The sequence below is a fragment of the Segatella maculosa DSM 19339 = JCM 15638 genome (genome assembly GCF_000382385.1).
GTDB classification, from domain to species: domain Bacteria; phylum Bacteroidota; class Bacteroidia; order Bacteroidales; family Bacteroidaceae; genus Prevotella; species Prevotella maculosa.
The window spans coordinates 39,855-61,307 of record NZ_KB908319.1 but is presented as its reverse complement, the minus strand read 5'-3'; the positions used below and the strand labels follow the sequence as shown (position 1 = coordinate 61,307).

16 protein-coding genes and 1 riboswitch are annotated in these 21,453 nt (G+C 47.8%); of the genes, 12 read left to right on the top strand and 4 right to left on the bottom strand.

Features of this window, described 5'->3' with window-relative positions; genetic code table 11:
* Positions 1-24 precede the first annotated feature (24 nt).
* Positions 25-120, top strand: a riboswitch (purine riboswitch).
* Between the two features lie 14 nt (positions 121-134).
* The 12 genes from H164_RS0100225 (at position 135) to H164_RS0100170 (ending at position 12,304) form a co-directional block, all read left to right on the top strand.
* Positions 135-1,481: an MATE family efflux transporter gene (locus tag H164_RS0100225; RefSeq protein WP_019966766.1), complete on the top strand. Its 1,347-nt coding sequence runs from the start codon at positions 135-137 to the stop codon at positions 1,479-1,481.
* 349 nt (positions 1,482-1,830) lie between these two features.
* Entirely contained in the window at positions 1,831-2,634 is an 804-nt protein-coding gene (gene rsmA, locus H164_RS0100220; protein ID WP_019966765.1) for a 16S rRNA (adenine(1518)-N(6)/adenine(1519)-N(6))-dimethyltransferase RsmA, read from the top strand.
* The gene (locus tag H164_RS0100215) at positions 2,625-3,101 is read left to right on the top strand and encodes a GAF domain-containing protein (RefSeq protein ID WP_025830175.1); all 477 of its coding nucleotides are present in this window, start codon (positions 2,625-2,627) and stop codon (positions 3,099-3,101) included. Before rsmA ends, H164_RS0100215 begins: the two co-directional genes overlap by 10 nt.
* 45 nt (positions 3,102-3,146) lie before the next feature.
* Positions 3,147-3,707, top strand: a complete 561-nt coding sequence (gene frr / locus H164_RS0100210) for a ribosome recycling factor (protein WP_008565214.1) — start codon at positions 3,147-3,149, stop codon at positions 3,705-3,707.
* Positions 3,708-3,715: 8 nt separating this feature from the next.
* Complete coding sequence (gene rsgA / locus H164_RS0100205) at positions 3,716-4,648, top strand: ribosome small subunit-dependent GTPase A (protein ID WP_019966763.1); 933 nt, start codon at positions 3,716-3,718, stop codon at positions 4,646-4,648.
* 84 nt (positions 4,649-4,732) lie between these two features.
* Entirely contained in the window at positions 4,733-5,236 is a 504-nt protein-coding gene (locus H164_RS0100200; RefSeq protein ID WP_019966762.1) for an STM3941 family protein, read from the top strand.
* A gap of 142 nt (positions 5,237-5,378) precedes the next feature.
* Entirely contained in the window at positions 5,379-5,888 is a 510-nt protein-coding gene (locus H164_RS0100195; RefSeq protein WP_019966761.1) for an RNA polymerase sigma factor, read from the top strand.
* On the top strand, positions 5,878-6,606 hold the full coding sequence (locus tag H164_RS0100190) for a hypothetical protein (protein WP_019966760.1): 729 nt from the start codon (positions 5,878-5,880) through the stop codon (positions 6,604-6,606). Before H164_RS0100195 ends, H164_RS0100190 begins: the two co-directional genes overlap by 11 nt.
* A gap of 18 nt (positions 6,607-6,624) precedes the next feature.
* The gene (locus H164_RS0100185; RefSeq protein ID WP_019966759.1) at positions 6,625-7,281 is read left to right on the top strand and encodes a hypothetical protein; all 657 of its coding nucleotides are present in this window, start codon (positions 6,625-6,627) and stop codon (positions 7,279-7,281) included.
* Between the two features lie 363 nt (positions 7,282-7,644).
* A complete protein-coding gene (locus H164_RS0100180; protein WP_026356181.1) occupies positions 7,645-10,080 on the top strand; it encodes an SLBB domain-containing protein in 2,436 nt (811 codons plus the stop codon).
* A gap of 37 nt (positions 10,081-10,117) precedes the next feature.
* Positions 10,118-11,188: a GumC domain-containing protein gene (locus tag H164_RS0100175; protein ID WP_019966757.1), complete on the top strand. Its 1,071-nt coding sequence runs from the start codon at positions 10,118-10,120 to the stop codon at positions 11,186-11,188.
* Between the two features lie 36 nt (positions 11,189-11,224).
* Positions 11,225-12,304 (top strand): TerC/Alx family metal homeostasis membrane protein, encoded by a 1,080-nt coding sequence (locus H164_RS0100170; protein WP_019966756.1) that lies wholly within the window; start codon positions 11,225-11,227, stop codon positions 12,302-12,304.
* Positions 12,305-12,664: 360 nt separating this feature from the next.
* Here the strand turns inward: H164_RS0100170 and H164_RS0100165 are convergent, their stop codons facing one another.
* The 4 genes from H164_RS0100165 to H164_RS0100150 all read right to left on the bottom strand — a co-directional run bounded on the left by H164_RS0100165 (position 12,665) and on the right by H164_RS0100150 (position 21,434).
* The gene (locus H164_RS0100165) at positions 12,665-14,518 is read right to left on the bottom strand and encodes a glycoside hydrolase family 13 protein (RefSeq protein ID WP_025830173.1); all 1,854 of its coding nucleotides are present in this window, start codon (positions 14,516-14,518) and stop codon (positions 12,665-12,667) included.
* 13 nt (positions 14,519-14,531) lie between these two features.
* Positions 14,532-16,433, bottom strand: coding sequence for a type I pullulanase (gene pulA / locus H164_RS0100160; protein WP_019966754.1), 1,902 nt, complete (start codon positions 16,431-16,433; stop codon positions 14,532-14,534).
* A 30-nt stretch (positions 16,434-16,463) separates the two neighbouring features.
* The gene (locus tag H164_RS0100155; RefSeq protein WP_025830172.1) at positions 16,464-18,596 is read right to left on the bottom strand and encodes a glycoside hydrolase family 97 protein; all 2,133 of its coding nucleotides are present in this window, start codon (positions 18,594-18,596) and stop codon (positions 16,464-16,466) included.
* A gap of 138 nt (positions 18,597-18,734) precedes the next feature.
* Positions 18,735-21,434, bottom strand: coding sequence for a 4-alpha-glucanotransferase (locus tag H164_RS0100150; protein WP_019966752.1), 2,700 nt, complete (start codon positions 21,432-21,434; stop codon positions 18,735-18,737).
* Positions 21,435-21,453 lie beyond the last annotated feature (19 nt).

The following is a 21,453-nucleotide window of genomic DNA, read 5'->3' as shown; positions in this document are numbered from 1 at the left end:
TTATTTGCAGTTTCAGTAATTAAAGCGTAATTTTGCAGCCGTTGTCATATAGGTCTGAAACAGGTCAGACGTTTCTACCGGCTACCGAAATAGCCGTCTATGACAGCTATTATTAATGTAGGAACAAACAAAACATGATGAATTCTTTTGGAAAGTACGCTGCACAATATCCTCATTTGGTGCGTCTTGGCGTGCCCATCACCGTGGGGCAGTTGGGAACGATAGTCCTTGGGTTTGCCGACACGCTGATGATCGGCCACCATTCTTTGCAGGAATTGGCGGCTGCGAGCTTCGTTACGAATATGTTTACGCTTGCCCTTCTCTTCGGACTTGGCTTCTCTTACGGGCTTACTCCTATCATCGGACGACTCTACGGACAGGGAAAAGCACATGAAATCGGCGTGGCTTTGAAGACCGGTTTGGCTGCAGGAGCCGTGTTGACACTGGCACTTATCGCCGTGATGAGCCTGCTTTTGTTGAACTTAAGCAACCTCGGACAACCCGAAGAGCTGCTGTCTTTGATGCGTCCCTACTTCATAGTGAACCTCGTTTCCATTCCTTTTGTCATCGGATTCAATACCTTCAAGCAGTTCTTCGATGGCATTTCGAGGACCCAAGTGCCTATGGTCGTGATGCTTACGGGCAATCTTTTGAACATCATCGGCAACTATTTGCTCATCTATGGTAAGCTGGGAATGCCCGAATGGGGGCTCTTCGGAGCCGGTGTTTCGACCATGCTTTCACGCCTTTTCATGTGTTTGGTGCTCGTTGTGCTGTTCTTCAGGCGTCGAACAGCCTACAGAACAGGCTTCATGCAGGCGAAAGTAGGTCGCGAAGACTTTGTTTATCAGAACAAACAAGGCTGGCCTTTGGCCCTGCAGATGGGTATGGAGACTGCCGCTTTCAGTCTTTCGAGCGTTATGGTAGGCTGGATAGGCACTACAGCCTTAGCCGCCCACCAAGTGATGTTGACCATTAGTCAACTCGGATATATGCTATATTACGGTATGGCGGCAGCCGTTGCCATTCGCGTAAGCAACTATCATGGCCGGCAAGATTACGCATGTGCCGACACAACTGCAAGTGCCGGCTTTCAGTTAATCCTGCTGTTAGGCGTGGCAATCAGCGTGCCTGTCTTTGCTTTCCGTCATGTCATTGGCAGCTTATTCACAGACTCCGGCGATGTCATCAGCATGGTTTCCATGACCATTATCCCATTTGTCGTCTATCAGTTCGGCGACGGTATGCAGTCCAACTATGCCAATGCGTTGCGCGGTTTGTCGAATGTCAAGCCGTTGGTTTATGTGGCTTTCTTGTCTTATTTCGTCATTACGCTACCCTTGGGTTATTTTCTTGGCATCTATCTTGATGCAGGTTTGGTGGGCATTTGGAGCGCATTCCCCTTCGGTCTCACCGTGGCCGGCGTGCTTTATTGGCTCTGTTTCAGACGAACTTTGCACAAGGAGGCCTGTTTGATTTAGGTCAATAAAACGCGAGATATTAGCGTTTAAAGTCCGATTTGTTTGCGGGCACAACATAATCTGATTACCTTTGCATCGTAAAAATTTAAGGATAACAATTTAAGAAAGGTAAAAGATTATGGTAACATTAATGGTATTCGCCGTTGTTGCAGTGATGATTGCACAGGCAATTAACTTAGGCGGTAAGCTTCGCTAATAGCGAAGACCGCATTGAAAACGAAAAATTAATTGGTTAAACATAGTGAATGGCATATCAAGGAAAGTTCCTTGATATGCCATTTTTTCGTGTTTTATTTTGGAAGTTGCCCGATATTGTTTAATTTTGTGACCCATAACACAGTATAAACCAATGAAATCAGTAAGACCGAAGAAGCATCTCGGACAGCATTTTCTCACGGATTTGAACATTGCGCGACGCATTGCTGACACCGTAGATGCTTGCCCCAAGCTTCCAATACTTGAAATCGGGCCCGGTATGGGCGTGCTAACTCAGTATTTAGTTGAGAAAGATCGCGAGGTAAAAGCAGTGGAAATAGACAGGGAATCGGTTGCTTTTCTACACAAGAATTTCCCGAAACTGCATGACAATATCATTGGCGAAGACTTCTTACGTATGGATCTTTCCGAACTATTTTCGGGCAAACCGTTCGTCTTAACGGGCAATTATCCCTATGATATTTCGTCGCAGATATTCTTCAAGATGCTTGATTATAAGGACTTGATACCTTGCTGTACGGGTATGATACAGCGTGAAGTGGCCCTCCGTATGGCCTCGGCTCCGGGCAATAAGGCCTACGGTATCCTGTCTGTTCTGATGCAAGCGTGGTATGATGTGAAGTATCTTTTCACGGTGGATGAGTCGGTTTTCAATCCCCCTCCAAAGGTTAAGAGCGCCGTTATCCGCATGACACGCAACCAAGTAACCGAACTTGGTTGCGATGAAAAGCTTTTTAAGCGACTCGTAAAAACTGTTTTCAACCAGCGAAGAAAGATGCTTCGCGTCAGCATCAAGCAGATGTTCTCGAAAGAAAAGCCTGCGAGCGAAGCTTTCTTCACGCTTGATATCATGACCAAACGGCCCGAACAGCTCGGCATCGAACAGTTTGTGGAGCTGACAAATCTTGTAGAAAAAGAACTGACGACATGCAAATGAGCGATAAAGAACAGGCTTACGAGACCCTTTGCAGGCAGATATCGTCTCTCATCGAGGGCGAAAACAACCTGATAAGCATACTTTCCAATGTTGCTTCGGCCCTGCATTTTGCCTTTCCCGACCGCTTCTTCTGGACGGGATTCTACTTGGTTCGTGACGCTGAATTGCAGCTCGGACCCTTTCAAGGCCCTGTGGCTTGCATGCATATCGGCCGTGGTCGCGGCGTGTGCGGCACGGCTTGGGCCGAAAACCGTACGCTTGTTGTCGACGATGTCGAACGCTTTCCGGGCCATATCGCCTGCTCTTCGCTTTCCCATTCAGAGATTGTTGTCCCGCTTCGTAGGTCGGATGTCAGCGTTTGGGGCGTCATAGATATCGACAGCAAGGCTCATTCTGCCTTCGATAACACCGATGCTTGCTATCTTGAAAAGATTGCAATAATTTTGAATAAACAGTTGGAAGAATGAAAATTAATACCTAATTTTGTCGGAAAGAAATTAATATGAACCAATATGATAGACGTTAAAGCAACATTAAATGACGCGCAAGAGCGCATGGAAATGGCCGCAATGTATCTTGCCGAAGAGCTTTCACACATTCGGGCAGGCCGTGCCAACACCGCAATCCTTGATGGAGTGCGGGTCGATTCCTATGGAAGTAAGGTGCCATTGAACCAAGTAGCCAACATTTCTACGCCCGATGCACGCACCATTGCCATTCGTCCTTGGGACAAGAAAGCCATCAAAGACATTGAAAAAGCCATCATGGACAGCGACGTGGGCATCACTCCTGAGAACAATGGTGAGGTGATTCGCCTTGGAATTCCGCAGCCGACGGAAGAGCGTCGCAAGGAACTTGTGAAGCAATGTAACAAGATTGGTGAGCGAACAAAGGTAGAAGTGCGCAACGTTCGTGGCGAATTGAAGGAAAAACTCAAGAAGGCCATCAAGGACGGACTGTCAGAAGACCTCGAGAAAGACGCCGAAAACGACCTCCAAAAGGTTCATGACAAGTACATCAAAAGGATAGATGACTTGCTTACCGAGAAGCAAAAGGAAATCATGACCGTGTAAATAGTGATTTGAAAGGCTTAGTCATCAAGAACACCGGCAGCTGGTATACCGTCAAAGGTGACGACGGTAAGGTTGTCGAATGCAAGATTAAGGGCAATTTCCGCCTGAAAGGTATCCGCAGCACCAACCCGGTTGCCGTGGGAGACCGGGTGGAAATTGCCCTTAATCAGGCTGAGACAGCATTCATAACCCATATAGAAGATCGTCGCAATTACATTGTCCGGAAGTCGCAAAACCTTAGCAAACAGAGTCATATCCTTGCTGCCAACGTGGACCAAGCACTCCTTATTGTCACTGTGAATTACCCACAAACCGGCACAACCTTCATCGATCGGTTCCTCGCTTCGGCTGAGGCTTACGGCGTACCTGTCGTACTTGTGTTCAATAAATGCGACATATTGTCGGCCGACGAACGGCATTATCAGCGGCAGATGGTACGTCTTTACGAGACCATTGGCTATGAATGCCACGAGGTTTCGGCTGCCACGGGCGAAGGAATTGATATACTTCGGCCTTTGTTGCAGGGCAGAATAACACTCTTAAGCGGTAACAGTGGGGTGGGGAAGAGCACGCTTATCAACCTAATCCTTCCCGAAGCCGATCTCAAAACAGCCGAAATCAGCGACGCACACAACACGGGTATGCACACAACGACGTTCAGTGAGATGCTCGAACTGCCCGAAGGCGGCTATCTGATTGATACACCCGGCATCAAAGGTTTCGGCACTTTCGACATCGAACCCGAAGAGTTGACGAGCTATTTCCGCGAGATTTTCCACTTTTCCAAAGGCTGTCGGTTCAACAATTGTACGCATACGCACGAGCCGGGTTGCGCAGTTTTGAAAGCACTCTCCGAGCATTACATTGCTCAAAGCCGCTATCAAAGTTACTTGGGCATGCTCGAAGACAAAGATGAACGAAAGTATCGGGAGGCCTATTGAAAGCCAAGGCTCGGGTTATTCTATAGCAACTTATCTTAGAAATTGTAATATATTCTGTTTAATCCAATAAAATATCACTAAATCATGCGGTTGTTCTTACGTAAAATAATTGTTTATGTCCTACTTGTTGCTTTCATTGCCATCGGTATCTGGCTGATTTTTGATGTTCAAGTGCATGAGAAATACGGTGTGATACAGCCCATTTGCATCGGTATTCTTACACTTTTATTCTTCGGCTTGGGTAGTTTGGTGATGCTTTACAGGGACATTCGCTCGCTTTTTACCCACGAACAACATCTTCAATTCACGGATGAGGCCTTGGTGATAGCAGGAGATAAGGTAGCATGGAACGACATACAAGGCTTTCAATTGTTGAAGATCAAAGGTTCGGATATTATCGCTGTAGTCTTGAAATCCCCCGAAACGGTTATCAATCGCTGTCAAAAACCATGGAAACGGTGGCTGATGAAGGTGAACTATAAGCATTTCGGTATGGTTTATTCGATAGCAGTGATCAACACAAACTTTACGAAAGACGAACTGTTTGCCTATTGTTGTCGTGAGTTAGACAGGCGACAGACCAATTGATTTGACTTTTCTTTCTTCCCTTTTTCATAGTACAATAAAACCGAAATGCCCGAAAGCATCTTGCCTTTCGGTTTTATTTTTTCATCAATCATCTTTACTTTTGGGTCGTTTCAGCGTCAATAAAGTGAACAGACCCTAAAAAATGGACGAAAAAGCATTTGAAGAGACAGTCCGACATGTGCGGCCCGGCATTGAAAGTATAGCGCGGCGGTTCTTCGTTTCCTTGCAGATGGAGGACGAGATTGACGACGTTGTGCAGGAAGTTCTTATCGTGTTGTGGCGTCATTGCGGCCAAATTGGAGAGCTTAAAAACGTGGAAGCGTGGGTCAATCGCGTTGCACGTAACCAATGTGTTACACGCTTTCGACAACTCAAAAGGCATGAAAGGGTGGCGCTGAACGACCATTTCATGGCAACCGACACTGCTTCGGCCGGCATAGAAGACAAAGAACGGCTACGAACGGTAAGGCTTCTGTTCAACCGTCTGCCTAAGGCTACCCGGCGAATTCTCTATCTCAGGAATGTTGAAGGCATGACGTTAGACGAGATTGCCACGGTGTGCAATCGTCCGAAAACAAGCATCAAATCGTCAATAACAGCGGCGAAACGACAACTTATAACACAATTAAAGAAACAAGATAATGCAGATTGATATTCATAACAAACAACAACGTATGGCATTGCTGCAGCGGTTCCGCGACACGGAGACCACGGTTGCGGAGGAAAGCATGCTTGCCGACTATTTTAAACGGCACGAACCGGACGATGACGAGCGTGACGTGGCCTTGCTGTTGCATACGTTTAGCAACGTTCATGGTTTTGAAACGAGTGCGGAAGAAGACCTTGAAAGCGCGTATGAAGCCGTGGTTAGCAGCCGGCGGAAGGACCATCGGCGGACAATGTGGCTGTGGTTGACGGGCGTTGCAGCCGCTGTTTTGTTGGTGTTTGTGCTTGAACGGCATGCCATGGACATGGAAAATAGGGATGAAATCAAGCCGTTGGCCATGCAGATACGGTCGGTTTCGAACGCGACAACACCGTCATCGCGGGATTCCGTGATGCAACCTATCGCTGAAAAAGACTCGGTTGCGATGCCAATAAGGTCCCGAAAGGCGCGGAAGACCCTACAGGAAAAGGAACAAGAGAAGTGTGAAAAGGCCATCGAACGACACTTGACAACGCCTGAAATGATTGGGCAGATACGCTATTTGGCCGAGATTGCGTTGCAAGATGATGAAAGCATTGAGATAAGACCCATTGGAAAGGCGGCTTTGGTGTCGTCGACGGCCGAACCGGCAGGCCGGATTTACCTCGCGTTTCCGCTTGACGACGAGGGCAATATGGAACTGTTGGCATTTGAAAACGAATAACCCTTAAACACAAAAAATATGAAACGATTGATTTTAACAGCCATTTTTGCTGTCTTATTGGTTTCGGTGGGCAGTGCACAGACGACAAAAACCGCCGATAAATATATTGTTGACGGTAAGGAAGTGACCCATTTCGACGGTTCGCAACTCAAAGGTAAGATAATCTTAAACTACAATTTGGATTCCACACTCACTGGTGTTGTGCATCAAATCAAAACGAGTGACGGGTTGAAAAACGACATTGACAAGGCCCGACATTGGAATTTTTACGTTCAAAAGAAGCCGGGCAAGCAATTCAATGGTAAGTTTCAAATCAAGAATCCCTATGTCGGTACGCCGATATACGTGGTAGATGGTGTCGTGAAAAAAGACGGATTGGTGGGCATCAGCCCTGATCATATCGTATCGGTAACGGTGCATAAGCCCGGTTCAAAGGTGGCATTGGACTACGGAAACGATGGAAAGAACACTGTGGTTGTTGTCACTACGGGAGAGAAAGCAGTCCCCGTTTATGTTGTGGCCGGCAAGATGATGTCGGAAGAAGAGGCAAAAAAACTTTCATCCGACCGCATTAAAAATATCGTAGTCGCTAAGAAAGGCTCAAAAGAAGCCGTAAAACTGGGCGGTGAAAAGCAAGGAAATCAGCATGATTATATTTCCATAGAATTAAAATAAAGTGCATGGTAGTGACCATGACGTGCGCCTTGCGGGTTTTTAGTCTTCCCGCAAGGCGTTTTGTTTGGCTGAGATTGAAAAGCACAATAGTTTGATTTGAAAGCGAAGCGAATAGGAGCAAAAACGGAAAACAATGCCTTCAGATTGCATTTTATAAGCAATAAATTCGTCATCAAGCGGTATTTTTTATAAATTTGCACCATATATATTGGAGAGTTATGGCCAGAAGGCTGTCGGTGAGCACGTTATCAAGGAATAATCATCGGCAGATACGGCGGAAAGAGATGCCGGTTTGGCAGTCGGTCTTGCCCGAACCTCCTTCAAACTTTCGCAAGGTTGAACCTATTGAGACAAGATAAATTTATGAAAAGAACGCTCTTTTGTTTGCTTTTCTCCATGATTTCGCTCGGCAGTTTTGCCCAAATGACAGACAGCCAAGTGATGCAATTCTATCAGAGAGAACACAAAGCAGGGACCTCCAACGGTCAGATTGTGACCAAACTCATGCAGCGTGGCGTGCAGATAGACCAGATACGGCGCATCAGAAACCAATACCAAAGCCAAAATCAAACAATAGCTGGTAATACAACTCAGACTTCTTCGACCGGTGTTTTGCGCAATAATAACAGCACAAACAAGCAGGATTTGACGTCGGGGAACATGGCATTGGACAAGACTTCGCAGGAAACGACACAGCAACAATACGTGGAAGTGCAGCCCAACATTGATGGACGTGCTGAGGAGGTGCTCTCTCCCGGAGGCAAGAAAGTGTTCGGTCGCGATATATTCAACAACAAACTGCTGAGCTTTGAGCCCAATATGAACATCGCAACTCCCACGAATTACACCATAGGGGCAGGCGATCAGGTGGTCATCGAGATTTATGGTGCCTCGCAAAAGACCGAGACATTGACCGTTTCGCCAGAAGGAACGGTGACCGTTCCGGGCTATGGTCCGATTGCTATCAGCGGCATGTCGGTGGCAGCGGCCAATGAAAAGATACGGCGAACGCTTGGTTCTCGCTACAATAGTAGCCGCATCAAGGCCTCGGTAGGACAGACACGGACCATCATTGTCAATGTGATGGGGGAGGTGAAAGTGCCGGGTACCTACACGGTTAGTGCGTTTGCGAGTGTCTTCCACGCCCTTTATATGGCTGGAGGCATCAATGGTTTGGGCACGTTGCGCAACATCAAGGTGTTCCGTAGTGGCCGTTTGGCGACGGTGGTTGATGTGTATGACTACATTCTCAACGGCAGATTGACGGGTAATATCCGCCTGCAAGACAACGATGTTATCGTGGTTGGGCCTTACGATTGCCTTGTAGATGTGAGCGGTTCTGTGAAGCGTCCGATGACATATGAGATGAGAAAGAACGAGAGTGTGGCTTCTGTTATCCGCTATGCTGGTGGATTTGCGGGTAATGCTTACAAGAAATCGGTACGCTTGTTGCGCTCAACGGGTCGCGAAAAGTCGGTATATAACATCGGAGAATTCGACATGAACAACTTCCATGTGGCCGATGGTGATGTGCTTTCTGTGGACTCTATACTCGACCGTTACGCCAATATGGTGGAGGTGAAAGGGGCCGTTTTCCGTCCGGGATTATATCAATTGGGTAGAGAGATCAACAGTGTTCGGTCGCTGATTCAGCACGCCGAGGGGGTCACGGAAGATGCTTTTACTGCTCATGCTGTGCTGCATCGCTTGAAAAAAGACCGCACATTGGAGGTCATTGCCGTTGACATTGCGGGCATCATGAACGGCACCGTGGCCGATATTCCATTGCAAAATGAGGATGTACTCTTTGTTCCTACGCAGAGCGATCGCACCATTTCGCGTACCATTACCATTCATGGAGAGGTGCAATATCCTGGGATTTATCAGTTTGCAGACAACGAAACGATTGAGGATTTCATTATGCAAGCGGGCGGATTGACCGATGCCGCGTCTACGGTAAAGGTGGATGTGGCTCGTCGTATCATTGATCCTGCGGCCACAACTTCGCCGAAAGAGATTGCAAAAACGTTCAGTTTCACGTTGAAAGAAGGCTTCGTTATTGACGGAAGTGCAGGGTTTAAGCTCCAGCCTTATGATGAAGTTTATGTCAGAAGAAGCCCTGGCTATAAGCCACAACGCAATGTTTCGGTTGTCGGAGAGGTCGTTTTCGGAGGCTCTTATACCTTAAATAATAAGAACATGCGGCTGAGTGCACTTGTCAAGATGGCCGGAGGCCTATCACCTGAAGCCTATGTTCGCGGGGCAAGAATAGAACGCCGGATCAACGACGAGGAGCGTATTCGCATGAAATCCGTCATGCGCGTGGTCAACAATCAAGGTGAAAAAGATTCTATAAATACGGCGCTTCTCGACTCGGCAGAGACCTATTACGTGGGCATAGAACTGGATAAAGCGTTACAAAATCCCGGTTCCAATTATGATATTGTGCTGCGTGAAGGTGACAAACTAATAGTTCCTGAATATAATGGAACCGTGAAAATCAGTGGCGATGTCATGTATCCTAACACGGTAGCTTACGAAGATGGCAGGTCATATAAGTATTATATCAATCAAGCGGGAGGCTTCGGAACACGCGCAAAGAAGTCAAAAGCTTTCGTTGTTTACCAGAACGGAACCGTCAGTATGGCCGGGAAGCGTAAGATAGAGCCCGGCTGTGAGATTATCGTCCCAAGTAAACCGAAGTCTACGGGTAATGGTCTTGCCGGCGTTCTCGGCATCGGGACGAGCCTTGCTTCATTGGCAACGATGATTGCTACGATAGGAAATCTTATAAAATAAGCTGCGATTACACTTTTATATTATAAAAACACAAAGCATGAACGAAGAAAATCGTCTACAAGATAATCCACTGACCGACGCGGAAGAGGCTTCCATCGACTTCAAAGCTATGTTTGGAGCCCTGAAAAAGCATTGGAAAAGTTATGCGATAGGGCTACCTGTGGCTCTCATTATCGGCGTGGTCTATGCGAAGTCGTTGCCTGCATACTACGAATGTCAGGTGACATTGGCCCCCGAACTGTCCTCGGCCGGGAGTTCAAGTGGCTCGTTAAACTCGCTTGCTTCCTCGTTCGGAGTGAAGATTGGCAGCAGCTCGGGGAAGGACATGGACGCAATTACGCCCAACTTATATCCCGATTTGATGAACTCAGTCGACTTCAAAGGCAGTCTGTTCGACATCAAAGTGCACCGCAAAAACAGCAATAAAGTGATGACTTATTACGACTATCTGCGCTATTATCAGCAGACACCGTGGTGGAATAGACTGTTTGCAGGCACGGATACTATCAGGGCAGAGAAGCTTAATACGTTCATGTTGACCAAGCAACAGGCGGCCGTCATGAGGGCTATCCAGCAGAATGTGACTTGCGATGTGGACAGTAAGACGGGAGTAATCAGCATCAGTGTGACCGACCAAGACCCGTTGATAGCAGCCACTATGGCTGATTCCGTGCAGTCACGCTTGCAGGAATTCATCACGAAATACCGCACGAACAAGGCACGACATGACTTGGAAAGCACCAAAAGACTCTGTATGGAGGCCAAGCAACGCTATGAGAAAGCGCGCCAACTTTACGGGGCTTTCAGCGACAGTAATCAGGATTTGATACTTGAAAGCGTGCGCAGCAAGCAGCAAGATTTGGAGAACGACATGCAATTACAGTTCAATGCTTACAACTCTTTGGCTGCCAATTTGCAGTCGGCCTACGCGAAAGTGCAGGAGGTAACGCCTGCCTTCACGACGCTTCAGAGCGCGACCGTGCCTCTGAAGAAGTCTGGTCCGCATGGCAGTCGCATCGTTCTGGCATTTCTCTTTGTTGCTTTCCTCGGCGTAACCATACATGCGTTGTGGAAAGAAAAGCAGCTGAAAGCACTGTTTGGTTTATAATATCATCGCAACAAGACATTAATCACTCAATAGGAAATGCATTCTACGGAAATATTCTTTTTGGTCGGCTTCATCATCTTCATTGCCGCCATTCTCATTCTCGACATGTTGGTCATCGACCGCAAGGCCCATGCCGTGTCTATCAAGGAAGCCGGTACGTGGACGGCAGTCTGGATAACCCTCGCTTTGGCCTTTTCTGCTTTCCTTTGGTACTATGGCGATATGGTACACGGCATTCACAATTTCGCCGATTTGCAGGAAGTCGCCTCGCGATATGCCGCCCATCTCAAGCTCGACCCCAATGATTTCGAGGGCAGTTTAGAGCGTTATCGCCACTATATGACCATTGCCTATATCTCCGGTTACCTGATAGAAAAGACGCTTTCCGTAGACAATCTCTTCGTGATGATGATGATATTCACTTCCTTCGGCGTCAAGAATACAGAGTATCAGCACGTGTTGAACTGGGGCATTTTGGGCGCCATCGTGCTGCGATTTGTCTTTATCTTTGCCGGAGCTGCCATCATCAACCGCTTCGATTGGGTGCTGATTGTCTTCGGAGTCGTGTTGATTTACAGTGCGTATAAGATGTTCCGCGACCGCAATAAGCAAGAGGAAATCGACGTGCAGCAGCACCCGATGGTGCGCTTCCTCTCGAAACATTTCCGCGTTTACCCCCATTTTGCGGGCGACAACTTCTTTGTTCGCGCCATCAAGAGAGGCAACGACTATACCTTGGTGGGCAAAGGAACAAAGGGATTGCTTTGCATGACGCCGCTGTTTGTCACGGTGCTCGTAATAGAATTCAGCGATTTGATATTCGCATTTGACAGTATCCCCGCCGTATTCTCAGTGACGCTCGACCCCTACGTAGTCTTCTTCTCCAACATTTTCGCCATTCTCGGCTTGCGGGCCATGTTCTTTCTGCTGGCTGCCATAGCCGACAAGTTCCGCTATCTGAAGCCCGGCGTCAGCGTGTTACTGCTCTTCATCGGCGTGAAATTGCTCATTCACGACTACATAGAGATTGATGCCGTGTGGTCGCTCGGCGTCATCGTGGCCGTACTCGCTGTCAGCATTGCCGCCTCACTGCTCATCAAGGAGAAGAAAGCTTAGCAAATCCCCATTCCAATACACCTTTTTTCGTTACAGAACAAGTGTGCAGCGAACTCCGCCGCACACGATAATGTCTTTATTCTGTACAGATAAACAGTTTTTCTATACGTGAGAAACACTCATTCTATACACAGTAATCAGAGTTCCAACGCTTGGAACGCACAGTTCCACCGCTTGGAATTCACAGTTTCAACGTTTGGAACGCACAGTTCCAAAGCCTGGAATTCACAGTTTCATCGTTTGGAACACACAGTTCCAACGCTTGGAACGCACAGTTCCAAAGCATGGAATTCACAGTTCCAAAGCTTGGAACGCACAGTTCCAACGCTTGAAACGCTAATTAGAAACGCTTGGGAGTAATTAGAATTCAAGGACTTTTGTCTCTCGAGCCTTGAGTTTTAATGTCTTATCGAGCCTTACTTTGCAATCCGTGATAACGTCTTTGGCCTCTTGGTGGCTTCCAATTACCTCGGTATAACGGTCGAGAGGAAGTTCTACGGGTGTGCGCTTGCCGTTCAAGATGGTGAGGACGGTCTTGTTATCCAATTGACGAGCGATGACGTAAACACCTTTATAAGGTATGAACTGCACCTGACGCCCACGGCTGATAACGGTATTATTGCGACGCCAATGCAGTAGTTTGCTCAGCCAATCGAACATGGATTGCTCGGCTTTCGTACGGCCTTCGGCTGTGAAAGCATCGTGGGTATCGCCGGCAAAACCGCCGGGAAAGTCACGTCGAACGTCTCCATCGGTCTTTGTTTTCGTACCATTCATCAGCACTTCCGTACCGTAATAGAGTTGCGGAATGCGGTTGATAGTGAGCAAAAGTGCCAAGGCTTGTTTCAATGCAAGGGTGTCTTTACCCTCGCCCAAGAAGCGGTCGGTGTCGTGATTTTCAATGAAAGCCATCACGCTTGACGGGTCTTCGTAGAGGTAATCATAGCAAAGACTGTTGTAAATGCGGTTCAATCCCTTCCACCAATCATCGGTTTCCTCGTTCTTGGCAAGGTTGATCTTGTCGTAAAAGCTAAAGTCCATGACAGTCTTAAGATAGCTGTTGACAGTTGAAAGTCGCGAGTCTTTCTGCCATGCTGCGGTGTAGGCAGGCTCCGTAACCCATATTTCTCCGACGGTATTGAAGTTGGGATATTCCTCATCAAGGGCTTTCATCCACTGCGACATGGCCTTTCTGTCGGCATAAGGATATGTGTCCATGCGGATGCCGTCAATGCCAACGGTCTCTATCCACCATATACTGTTCTGGACAAGATAGGTCATCACGTGAGGATTTCGCTGGTTCAAATCGGGTTTGGTCTTTACAAACCAACCGTCAACGGTCTCTCTTTTATCCACTTCCGAGGCATAGGGGTCGAGCACAGGCGTGAGTTTGTAACTCGTTTGCAGATAGGTTCCGCCCGTTTTCAGCCACTCCGGCGCATTAAACCAATCCTTCGATGGCATGTTTTTCACCCAAGGATGGTCGAAACCACAATGATTAAAAATCATATCCATGACCACTTTCAGTCCCTTGGCGTGCGCTTCTTCGATGAGACGACGATACTCTTCGTTCGTTCCGAAGCGCGGATCAACGCGATAATAGTCTGTGGTATCATAGCCATGATAGTTGTTGTAATCATTAATATCGGGCGCATCGTTCTCCAAAATGGGCGTAAACCACAGGGCTGTGACGCCGAGTTGCGTAAAATAATCAAGGTGTTGACGAATGCCTTCAAGGTCTCCACCATGACGAAGGCTCGGCTTTGAACGGTCTACGACATAGGGGTTCATGCCCTTCAAAGGTTTCGTGATGCCACGCCCCGAGGCAAAACGGTCGGGCATGAGCATGTAGAGCACATCAGCATTGGTGAACCCCATACGCTTATCGCCGCTCATTTCGCGTGCTTTCAAGGGATATTTTATCTTCTTTCCATCAAAGTTAAGCATCATTTCTCCGGGCTTTGCTCCGCCAATATTCAGATAAACGAGCAGATAGTCGGGCGAATCGAGGCGCACAAGAGAGTCGATTTTCACTCCGGGATAGTCTACACTGACACGCGAATTGCGGATATTCTTGCCATAAACCATCAGCTGAAGCGAGCTGTTTTTCATGCCCACAAACCAGTTGGCAGGCTCTATGCGGTCAATTTTTGTTGCAGCCTGTATCATCATCGCCACCAAAAGTAAACCTAAGACAAAAGCTGTTTTCTTCATGTTACATGACATTTTAATCGTGAAGGATAAGTGCACTCTGCGCATCAACGGTCACCATGCCGCCCTGCATCTGTCCCAATCCCTGCTCATCAATCCTCTCGTCACAGACCACTACGGTATAGTTGCCTGCCGGAATGGCTACTTCACGCGGTTCACGGTTGGCATTCAAAATGACGATAATATTGTTCCATGTATCGCCACCCGCATGATTTTTAAGCACGAAACCCACGAGACAGGGCTTCACGGGCAGGAAATGAAGATGCTTTCTGGCGAGCGCGGCATCGCCAAGTCGGAATGCAGGGTGGTTCTTGCGTAGCCGAATCAGTTTCTGATAATAAGCAAACACCTGCGGATATTCCTTGAGTTGTGCCCAATTCAGGGCGTTGATGTCTATCGGGGAGTTAAAACTGTTGTGCACACCTTGCTTATTACGCAGCATTTCTTCACCGCTCAAGATGAACGGGACACCTTGCGAAGTGAACACTGCAGTCTCTGCAAGCAAGTCGAGACGAATGAGTTCATTGTCTTGAATGCTGGGGATAGAGGTGCGAAGACGGTCAACCAAGCACATATCATCATGACAGCTGACATAGCTAATCTGTTGGGTAGGCTGTACGGCCCACGGCTCCTTGCTATAGTTTACCTTTGACATATCGACATCAGGGTGGGCAATTGCGCCTACAATGCCAAACTTCAAACTCTCTTCTTCACCGGGAACACCTGCAAGAAAAGCCCCTTTCCTATCATCGCTGAAAGGGCCGCGGAGGGCATCCCGCATGTCATCACTGAAAGCAGCAATACCATGTAATTGAGCCGTATGCGCCTTGACAGCCAATTTCTCCAAAGGATAAGCACAGCTACCTGCACTCCATCCCTCACCATAGATATAGATGGTGGGATCTATTTTGTTGACTTCGGCACGGATTTCATTCATGGTTTCGATATCATGAATGCCCATTAAGTCGAAGCGAAAGCCGTCGATGTGATACTCGTTTATCCAATATTTCACACTTTCGAGCATGAACTTGCGCATCAATGGCTTTTCAGAAGCCGTTTCATTGCCACAGCCCGAACCGTTGGAAAAAGTTCCATCGGCATTCTTGCGATAGTAGTAATCGGGATAAGTCAACTGGAAATTGCTGTGTTCGATATCAAAAGTGTGATTATAAACCACATCGAGAACCACGCGTATTCCTGCCTTATGAAGCGCTTGGACCATTTGTTTGAACTCACGAATGCGCACGTCCGGGCGATAAGGATCAGTGGAATAGCTGCCTTCAGGCACGTTATAGTTTTTCGGGTCATAGCCCCAATTGTAAGGTGGATTATGCTGTATCGTTTCGTCAACAGAGGCATAATCGAACGAAGGGAGCAAGTGGACAGCGGTCACACCAAGCCGTTTCAAATAGTCTGTTGACCCTGGTTCGCCCACGCCCAAGAACTTATCGGGATGGGATATACCGGGAGCTGAATGCGTGAAATCACGCACGTGCATCTCGTAAATCACTTGATCGGCAGCCGAATGCAAAGCGGGCCGACGGTCGTTCTGCCAGCCTTCGGGGTCTGTGGAGCGTAGATTGATGACAGCACCTCTATTTCCATTCACCCCAACGGCCTTGGCAAAGACGCCCGGCGTCTCGCCCTTTCCGAGGTCGAAAGTATAGAACTTGCCACGCAAATCACCTTTTACATATAATGTCCAAAGGTCTTTTCCCACGCGTTTCATTTTCTGTGTCTTCACAGCCTTACCTTTCATGCCGTCGTTATACAGCCGAACGACAGGGCATGTTGGGGCATTCAGTTTGAAAACGGTTTGCTTGGGACTGTAAGACATCTCGTTGAAGACATCCTGTGCCCGAACAGTTTGTATCATAGCGGCTGCTAATGCAGTCATACAGAACATTCTGATTTTCATTGTTTAGGTGTGCAGTTAAATCAAAATTACTTATTTCTTGATGAGTGACATGGCAAAACCACCACCACGTGCCTCGTCAATCTTCAACACATCGCCTTTCTTCACAGTGCGCTTAGTGATGATGTAAGCCTTGGGGTTCGTCTTATAATCGGCCCCTTTTGCATCGGCATAAAGCGTACACTCGTATTTAGCGCCCTTGTCGAGAAAGTCAAGACGCACTACACTTTGATGCCCGTTCTCATCGCACTTGCCTCCAACAAACCAATTATCTGTACCTTTTGCCTTGCGCGCCACGGTGATATAATCGCCCGGTTCAGCATCTATATAGCGTGAGTCGTCCCAGTCTACGGCCACATCCTTGATGAATTGGAAAGCATCGGCATACTTCTGATAGTTCTCCGGCAGGTCGGCTGCCATCTGGATTGGGCCCCACATGACGAGATAAAGCGCCAACTGGCCAGCCAAAGTGGTGTGAACATAGCTCGTGTTATCGCTCCAATTCTTCAATTGAGTCTCTAAAATTCCAGGCGTATAGTCCATAGGTCCGCCCTGAAGACGGGTGAAAGGAAGCACTACAGTGTGGTCGGGATTGCTGCCACCGAAAGCTTCATATTCCGTACCTCGGGCGCTTTCATTGCCGATAAGGTTAGGATAAGTGCGGCAAAGTCCCGTCGGACGCGTTGCTTCATGTGCATTCACCATGATATGACGTTTGGCTGCTTCCTTAATAACATAAAGGTAATGATTGTTCATTGCCTGTGAGAAATGGTGGTCACCACGTGGGATAATATCGCCTACGTAACCGCCTTTCACAGCGTCATATCCATATTTTTTCATCAAATCAAAAGCCTTGTCAAGGTGGCGTTCGTAGTTGATGACGCTTGAAGAAGTTTCATGGTGCATCATCAGTTTCACGCCCTTGCTGTGCGCATAGGCATTCAAAGCCTTGATATCAAAGTCGGGATAGGGCGTAACGAAATCGAAAACATCCCATTTCCACATATTCGCCCAGTCTTCCCAACCTACGTTCCAGCCCTCAATGAGTACCTGCTGGAGTCCGTTGGCAGCTGCGAAATCAATGTATTTCTTCACGTGTTCGGTGTTGGCAGCATGGCGACCGTTGGGTTTTGCCTTGCTCCAATCCATCTCATCCAACTTCACCGAGGGATATTCATCGGTGTAGTTCCAACTGCTCTTGCCTACGATCATCTCCCACCAAACGCCACAATACTTCACCGGATGTATCCAACTGGTGTCTTCAAGCTTGCAAGGTTCGTTGAGATTGAGTATCAAACTTGATGCTAACATGTCGCGGGCATCATCGCTTACCATGACTGTTCGCCACGGTGTTGAACATGGAGTCTGCATGCATCCCTTTAATCCTGTGGCATCAGGAGTGAGCCATGACTCGAAAACAAAGTTCTTGTCGTCGAGGTTCAAGTGCATGGTGGCATAGTCGATACAGGCTGCTTCATGGATATTCAGATAGAGACCGTCTTGCGTCTTCAACTGTAAAGCCGTCTGAACACCCGTCGGTGAGAACACAGATACGGAAGAGTTATTCCAATTGACCGCTTTCTTGAAACGCTCACGGATTTCAGACAGTTTCGTTTCCTGTGTTTCCTGTTCCTGTGTGTCATAGTCACCCGGCAGCCACCAAGCCGTATGATCGCCTGTCATGGCAAACTGAGTGTGCTCTTCCTTGATGAGGAAATAGTTGAGAGACTGTTGTTGTGGGAACTCATAACGCAAGCCCATGCCGTCATCATAGACACGGAACCGAATGATGATATTGCGATCTGACGATGCTTGATGCAGCGAAACAGCCAACTCATTGTAATGGTTTCTAATCTTTTTGAACTGTCCCCATACCGGCGTCCACGTTTCATCAAACGTTGAAGTCTTGGTATCGGTAATCTTGAAACCATCCATCAAGTCGGTTTCTTTCAATCCTTTGGAGGCATGTTTGTCTTTTGCCAACTCCAGACCGAGGTGTGATGGTTTCACCACTTGCTTATTCTTGAATGTCATCTCATAGGTAGGTTGCCCAGTTGCTGACAGTGAAAACGTCACAGCAACCTTGCCATTAGGCGACTTTACCGTCTGTGCCACGGCCACAAAAGGCAACATCAACAACGCAAAAAATAGCTTGAAATGTCTCATTATAAATTGTTTATTTTGGTTTTCAGAATGTAGTTCTCTTTTCAAAATAAAAAGGTCATCATGTAAACCTCAAGGCAGTGAGAGCCAACTCGTGTCAGACTCTCACCGTCGATATCGTAGGATTACCATTCAAAAGGCCTATTCCCTGCCCGACTGACACACAAGTTCGGTCACATTCTCGCGGAAATCAGTATTCTGCATGAGGTCTTCAATGCTCACATGCATGCGATAACGCCAGTAATGTTTAGGGTTTGCAGGGATGTTAATGCGCTCCGCATTCTGGTCGGCAAGGCGCAGTTTCTCGTCAATTGCCAACCAATCCTGCACGGAAAGGATGCAAAGCATGCTCGGAGACATCAGGTGACGGCCGACAATATCACGTGCCAACCAGCCCGGAAGTGGGTGAGGAGCTGCCCCACCCCGATAGAGCATGCTGTTGTAATAAGCCTGTGTACGCTCGAAATCCTCGTCCCACCACTGACGCAGTGTAGGCATGTCATGGCTTGAAATGGTGCATACCGAACGATAAGGATTGCTGCCCAAGTAACCAAATCTCACATGAGGATCCTTCGGCATACTCTGCAGCTCGAGGCTCAATATCTTGAGATTGTTCATCACCCATGGCACACAATCGGGCACCATACCAAGGTCTTCAGCACACACAAGCATGCGCGTTGCCTGCACAAGCTTAGGCAATTTCTTCATGGCCTCACGATACCAGAACTGGTTATTGCGACGATAATAGTAGTCATTATATATGCGGTTGAAGACTGCCTTATCGCTGTCATAGAGTGCTTCATACGTGAAGTCGAACTGCGCACTGATGCGTGGGTGGAACTTATTCGGGTCTTTACGGTCGCGCACGAAGAGCACATTGCTGATCAAGGCATAAAGACCGTCGCGCAACCAGATATCGGCATCCGAGGTCTTTCCCTCAAAGGCAGCTTCCACTTTGCGTTGGGTGCTGAACTCGGGCTTCAGCTCATAGATGTCGTCATGTGTGTGGTTGAGGAACCGCTGCTTCACTTCTGCAGCGCGTTCATGGAATACACGGTCAATAATCCAATCGCTGATAAACGGCTTGGTGAACTGATCTTCAAGGAAATGCAGGCCATAACCTTCGATTTCTTCACGCGACATGCCAAGCGATGGGGCAAACTGTCCGAGCAAACCATGCACGGCATCAGACGGAATTTCCCATATACGGAAGAAGCCAAGCACATGGTCTATGCGGTAAGCATCAAAGTACTTATTCATGTTCTGGAAGCGACGTACCCACCACTTACAGCCGTCTTTCACCATTTCATCCCAGTTATACGTGGGAAATCCCCAGTTTTGTCCGTTCACAGAGAAGTCATCAGGCGGTGCACCGGCCTGTCCGTTGAGGTTGAAATACTTCGGTTCCATCCACACATCGCAGCCATTTCGATTGACGCCAATAGGGATATCGCCCTTCAGAATGACGCCTTTCTCACGCGCATAGGCATGAACAGCCTCCATTTGCTGGTTCAAAACAAACTGCACGAAATAGAAGAATTCCACTTCTTTATATTCTTTTGACGACGGCGTGGAGAGCTGTTTGCGTTCTTTTTCGTTCCACACTTGGTGGTCAGGCCACGTTGAAAAGTCGGCCTTACCGTATTTATCTCGCAAATAACAATACTGCGCATAGGGCACAAGCCACTGCTCGCTGTCGGCAAAGAACTGTTTGAAAGCCCTGCTCTTGAGCATCTCTTTACCCTCCTGCTGATAGATTTCATGCAGATATTTCTGCTTGGCATCGTTCACACGCTCATAATCTATCTGCTTCAAAGCATTGAGTTCCTGGCGTAAAGCCTCAAAATCATTGCTTTTCTTTCCGTCTTTCAATGGTGGCAGCTGCCTCAGATCTGCATACTGCGGATGCAGAGCAAAGATGCTGATACAGCTGTATGGATAGGAATCTGTCCATGTATGTGTGGTCGTTGTGTCGTTGATAGGCAACACCTGGAGCACGCGTTGATGGGTCACAGCCACCCAATCTATCATCTGTTTCAGGTCGCCAAAGTCGCCGATACCATAGCTTGTCTTTGAACGAAGTGAGAAGACAGGCACTAACGTTCCGGCCAATTTGCGATTGCAGATATCGAAGAAAGCCTGCGAAAGTTCGTAGACAACCACCTCACCATTCTTGATTTCGGGCAGATGTATCTCTCGGTTCATGCCTGTTTCCCACAGTGGATGTTGTTTGTCTGCCGTGTTGAGCGCAGCAAACTTGAATTCAAGAACCTCGCCATCCAAGGTTTCAACGTTGAGATCTACAATCCACTCATTGTAATTATGCTCATACATGGGCAGTGCCTTGAACACATCCCATGCACCCATTGACTTGGGTTTACCGACCACAGCAAGCTGTTCGAATGTGCGAAGCTGCGGTGCACGCACGATGAGGCGCACCGTCTTGTCGTAAGCCGAAGGGCGAATGGAAGGCAAAGGACGGCGATTTACACACTCCGTAAAAGCCGAACTGTAGAGATAGGAATCCTCGGGAACGTCGGCCCAATGGTCGTAAACAGTATATTCCCTGCCCTTAACGGCACTGAGTTCCAAGCGATGTGTCTCGGTAAGCCACTCGTGACGGCTGTCTGCCCAATCGCAGTCGACGCTGTAATAATAGTCGAGCGAGGTGTTGAGGGGCGCCTCTTTGCGGTTCAACTCATACCACCAGTGCTTGCCATCGCGGTTATTCATTCTGAACTGGGAGGTCTTCTTTGTTCCTTTACTGTCAGTCTCTACGATATTCAGCAATACTTCTTCGCCGAATACAGTGTCGTAGTTTATATTAAAAGTCAGTTTCATACGGTGTTTAGTTATTCCC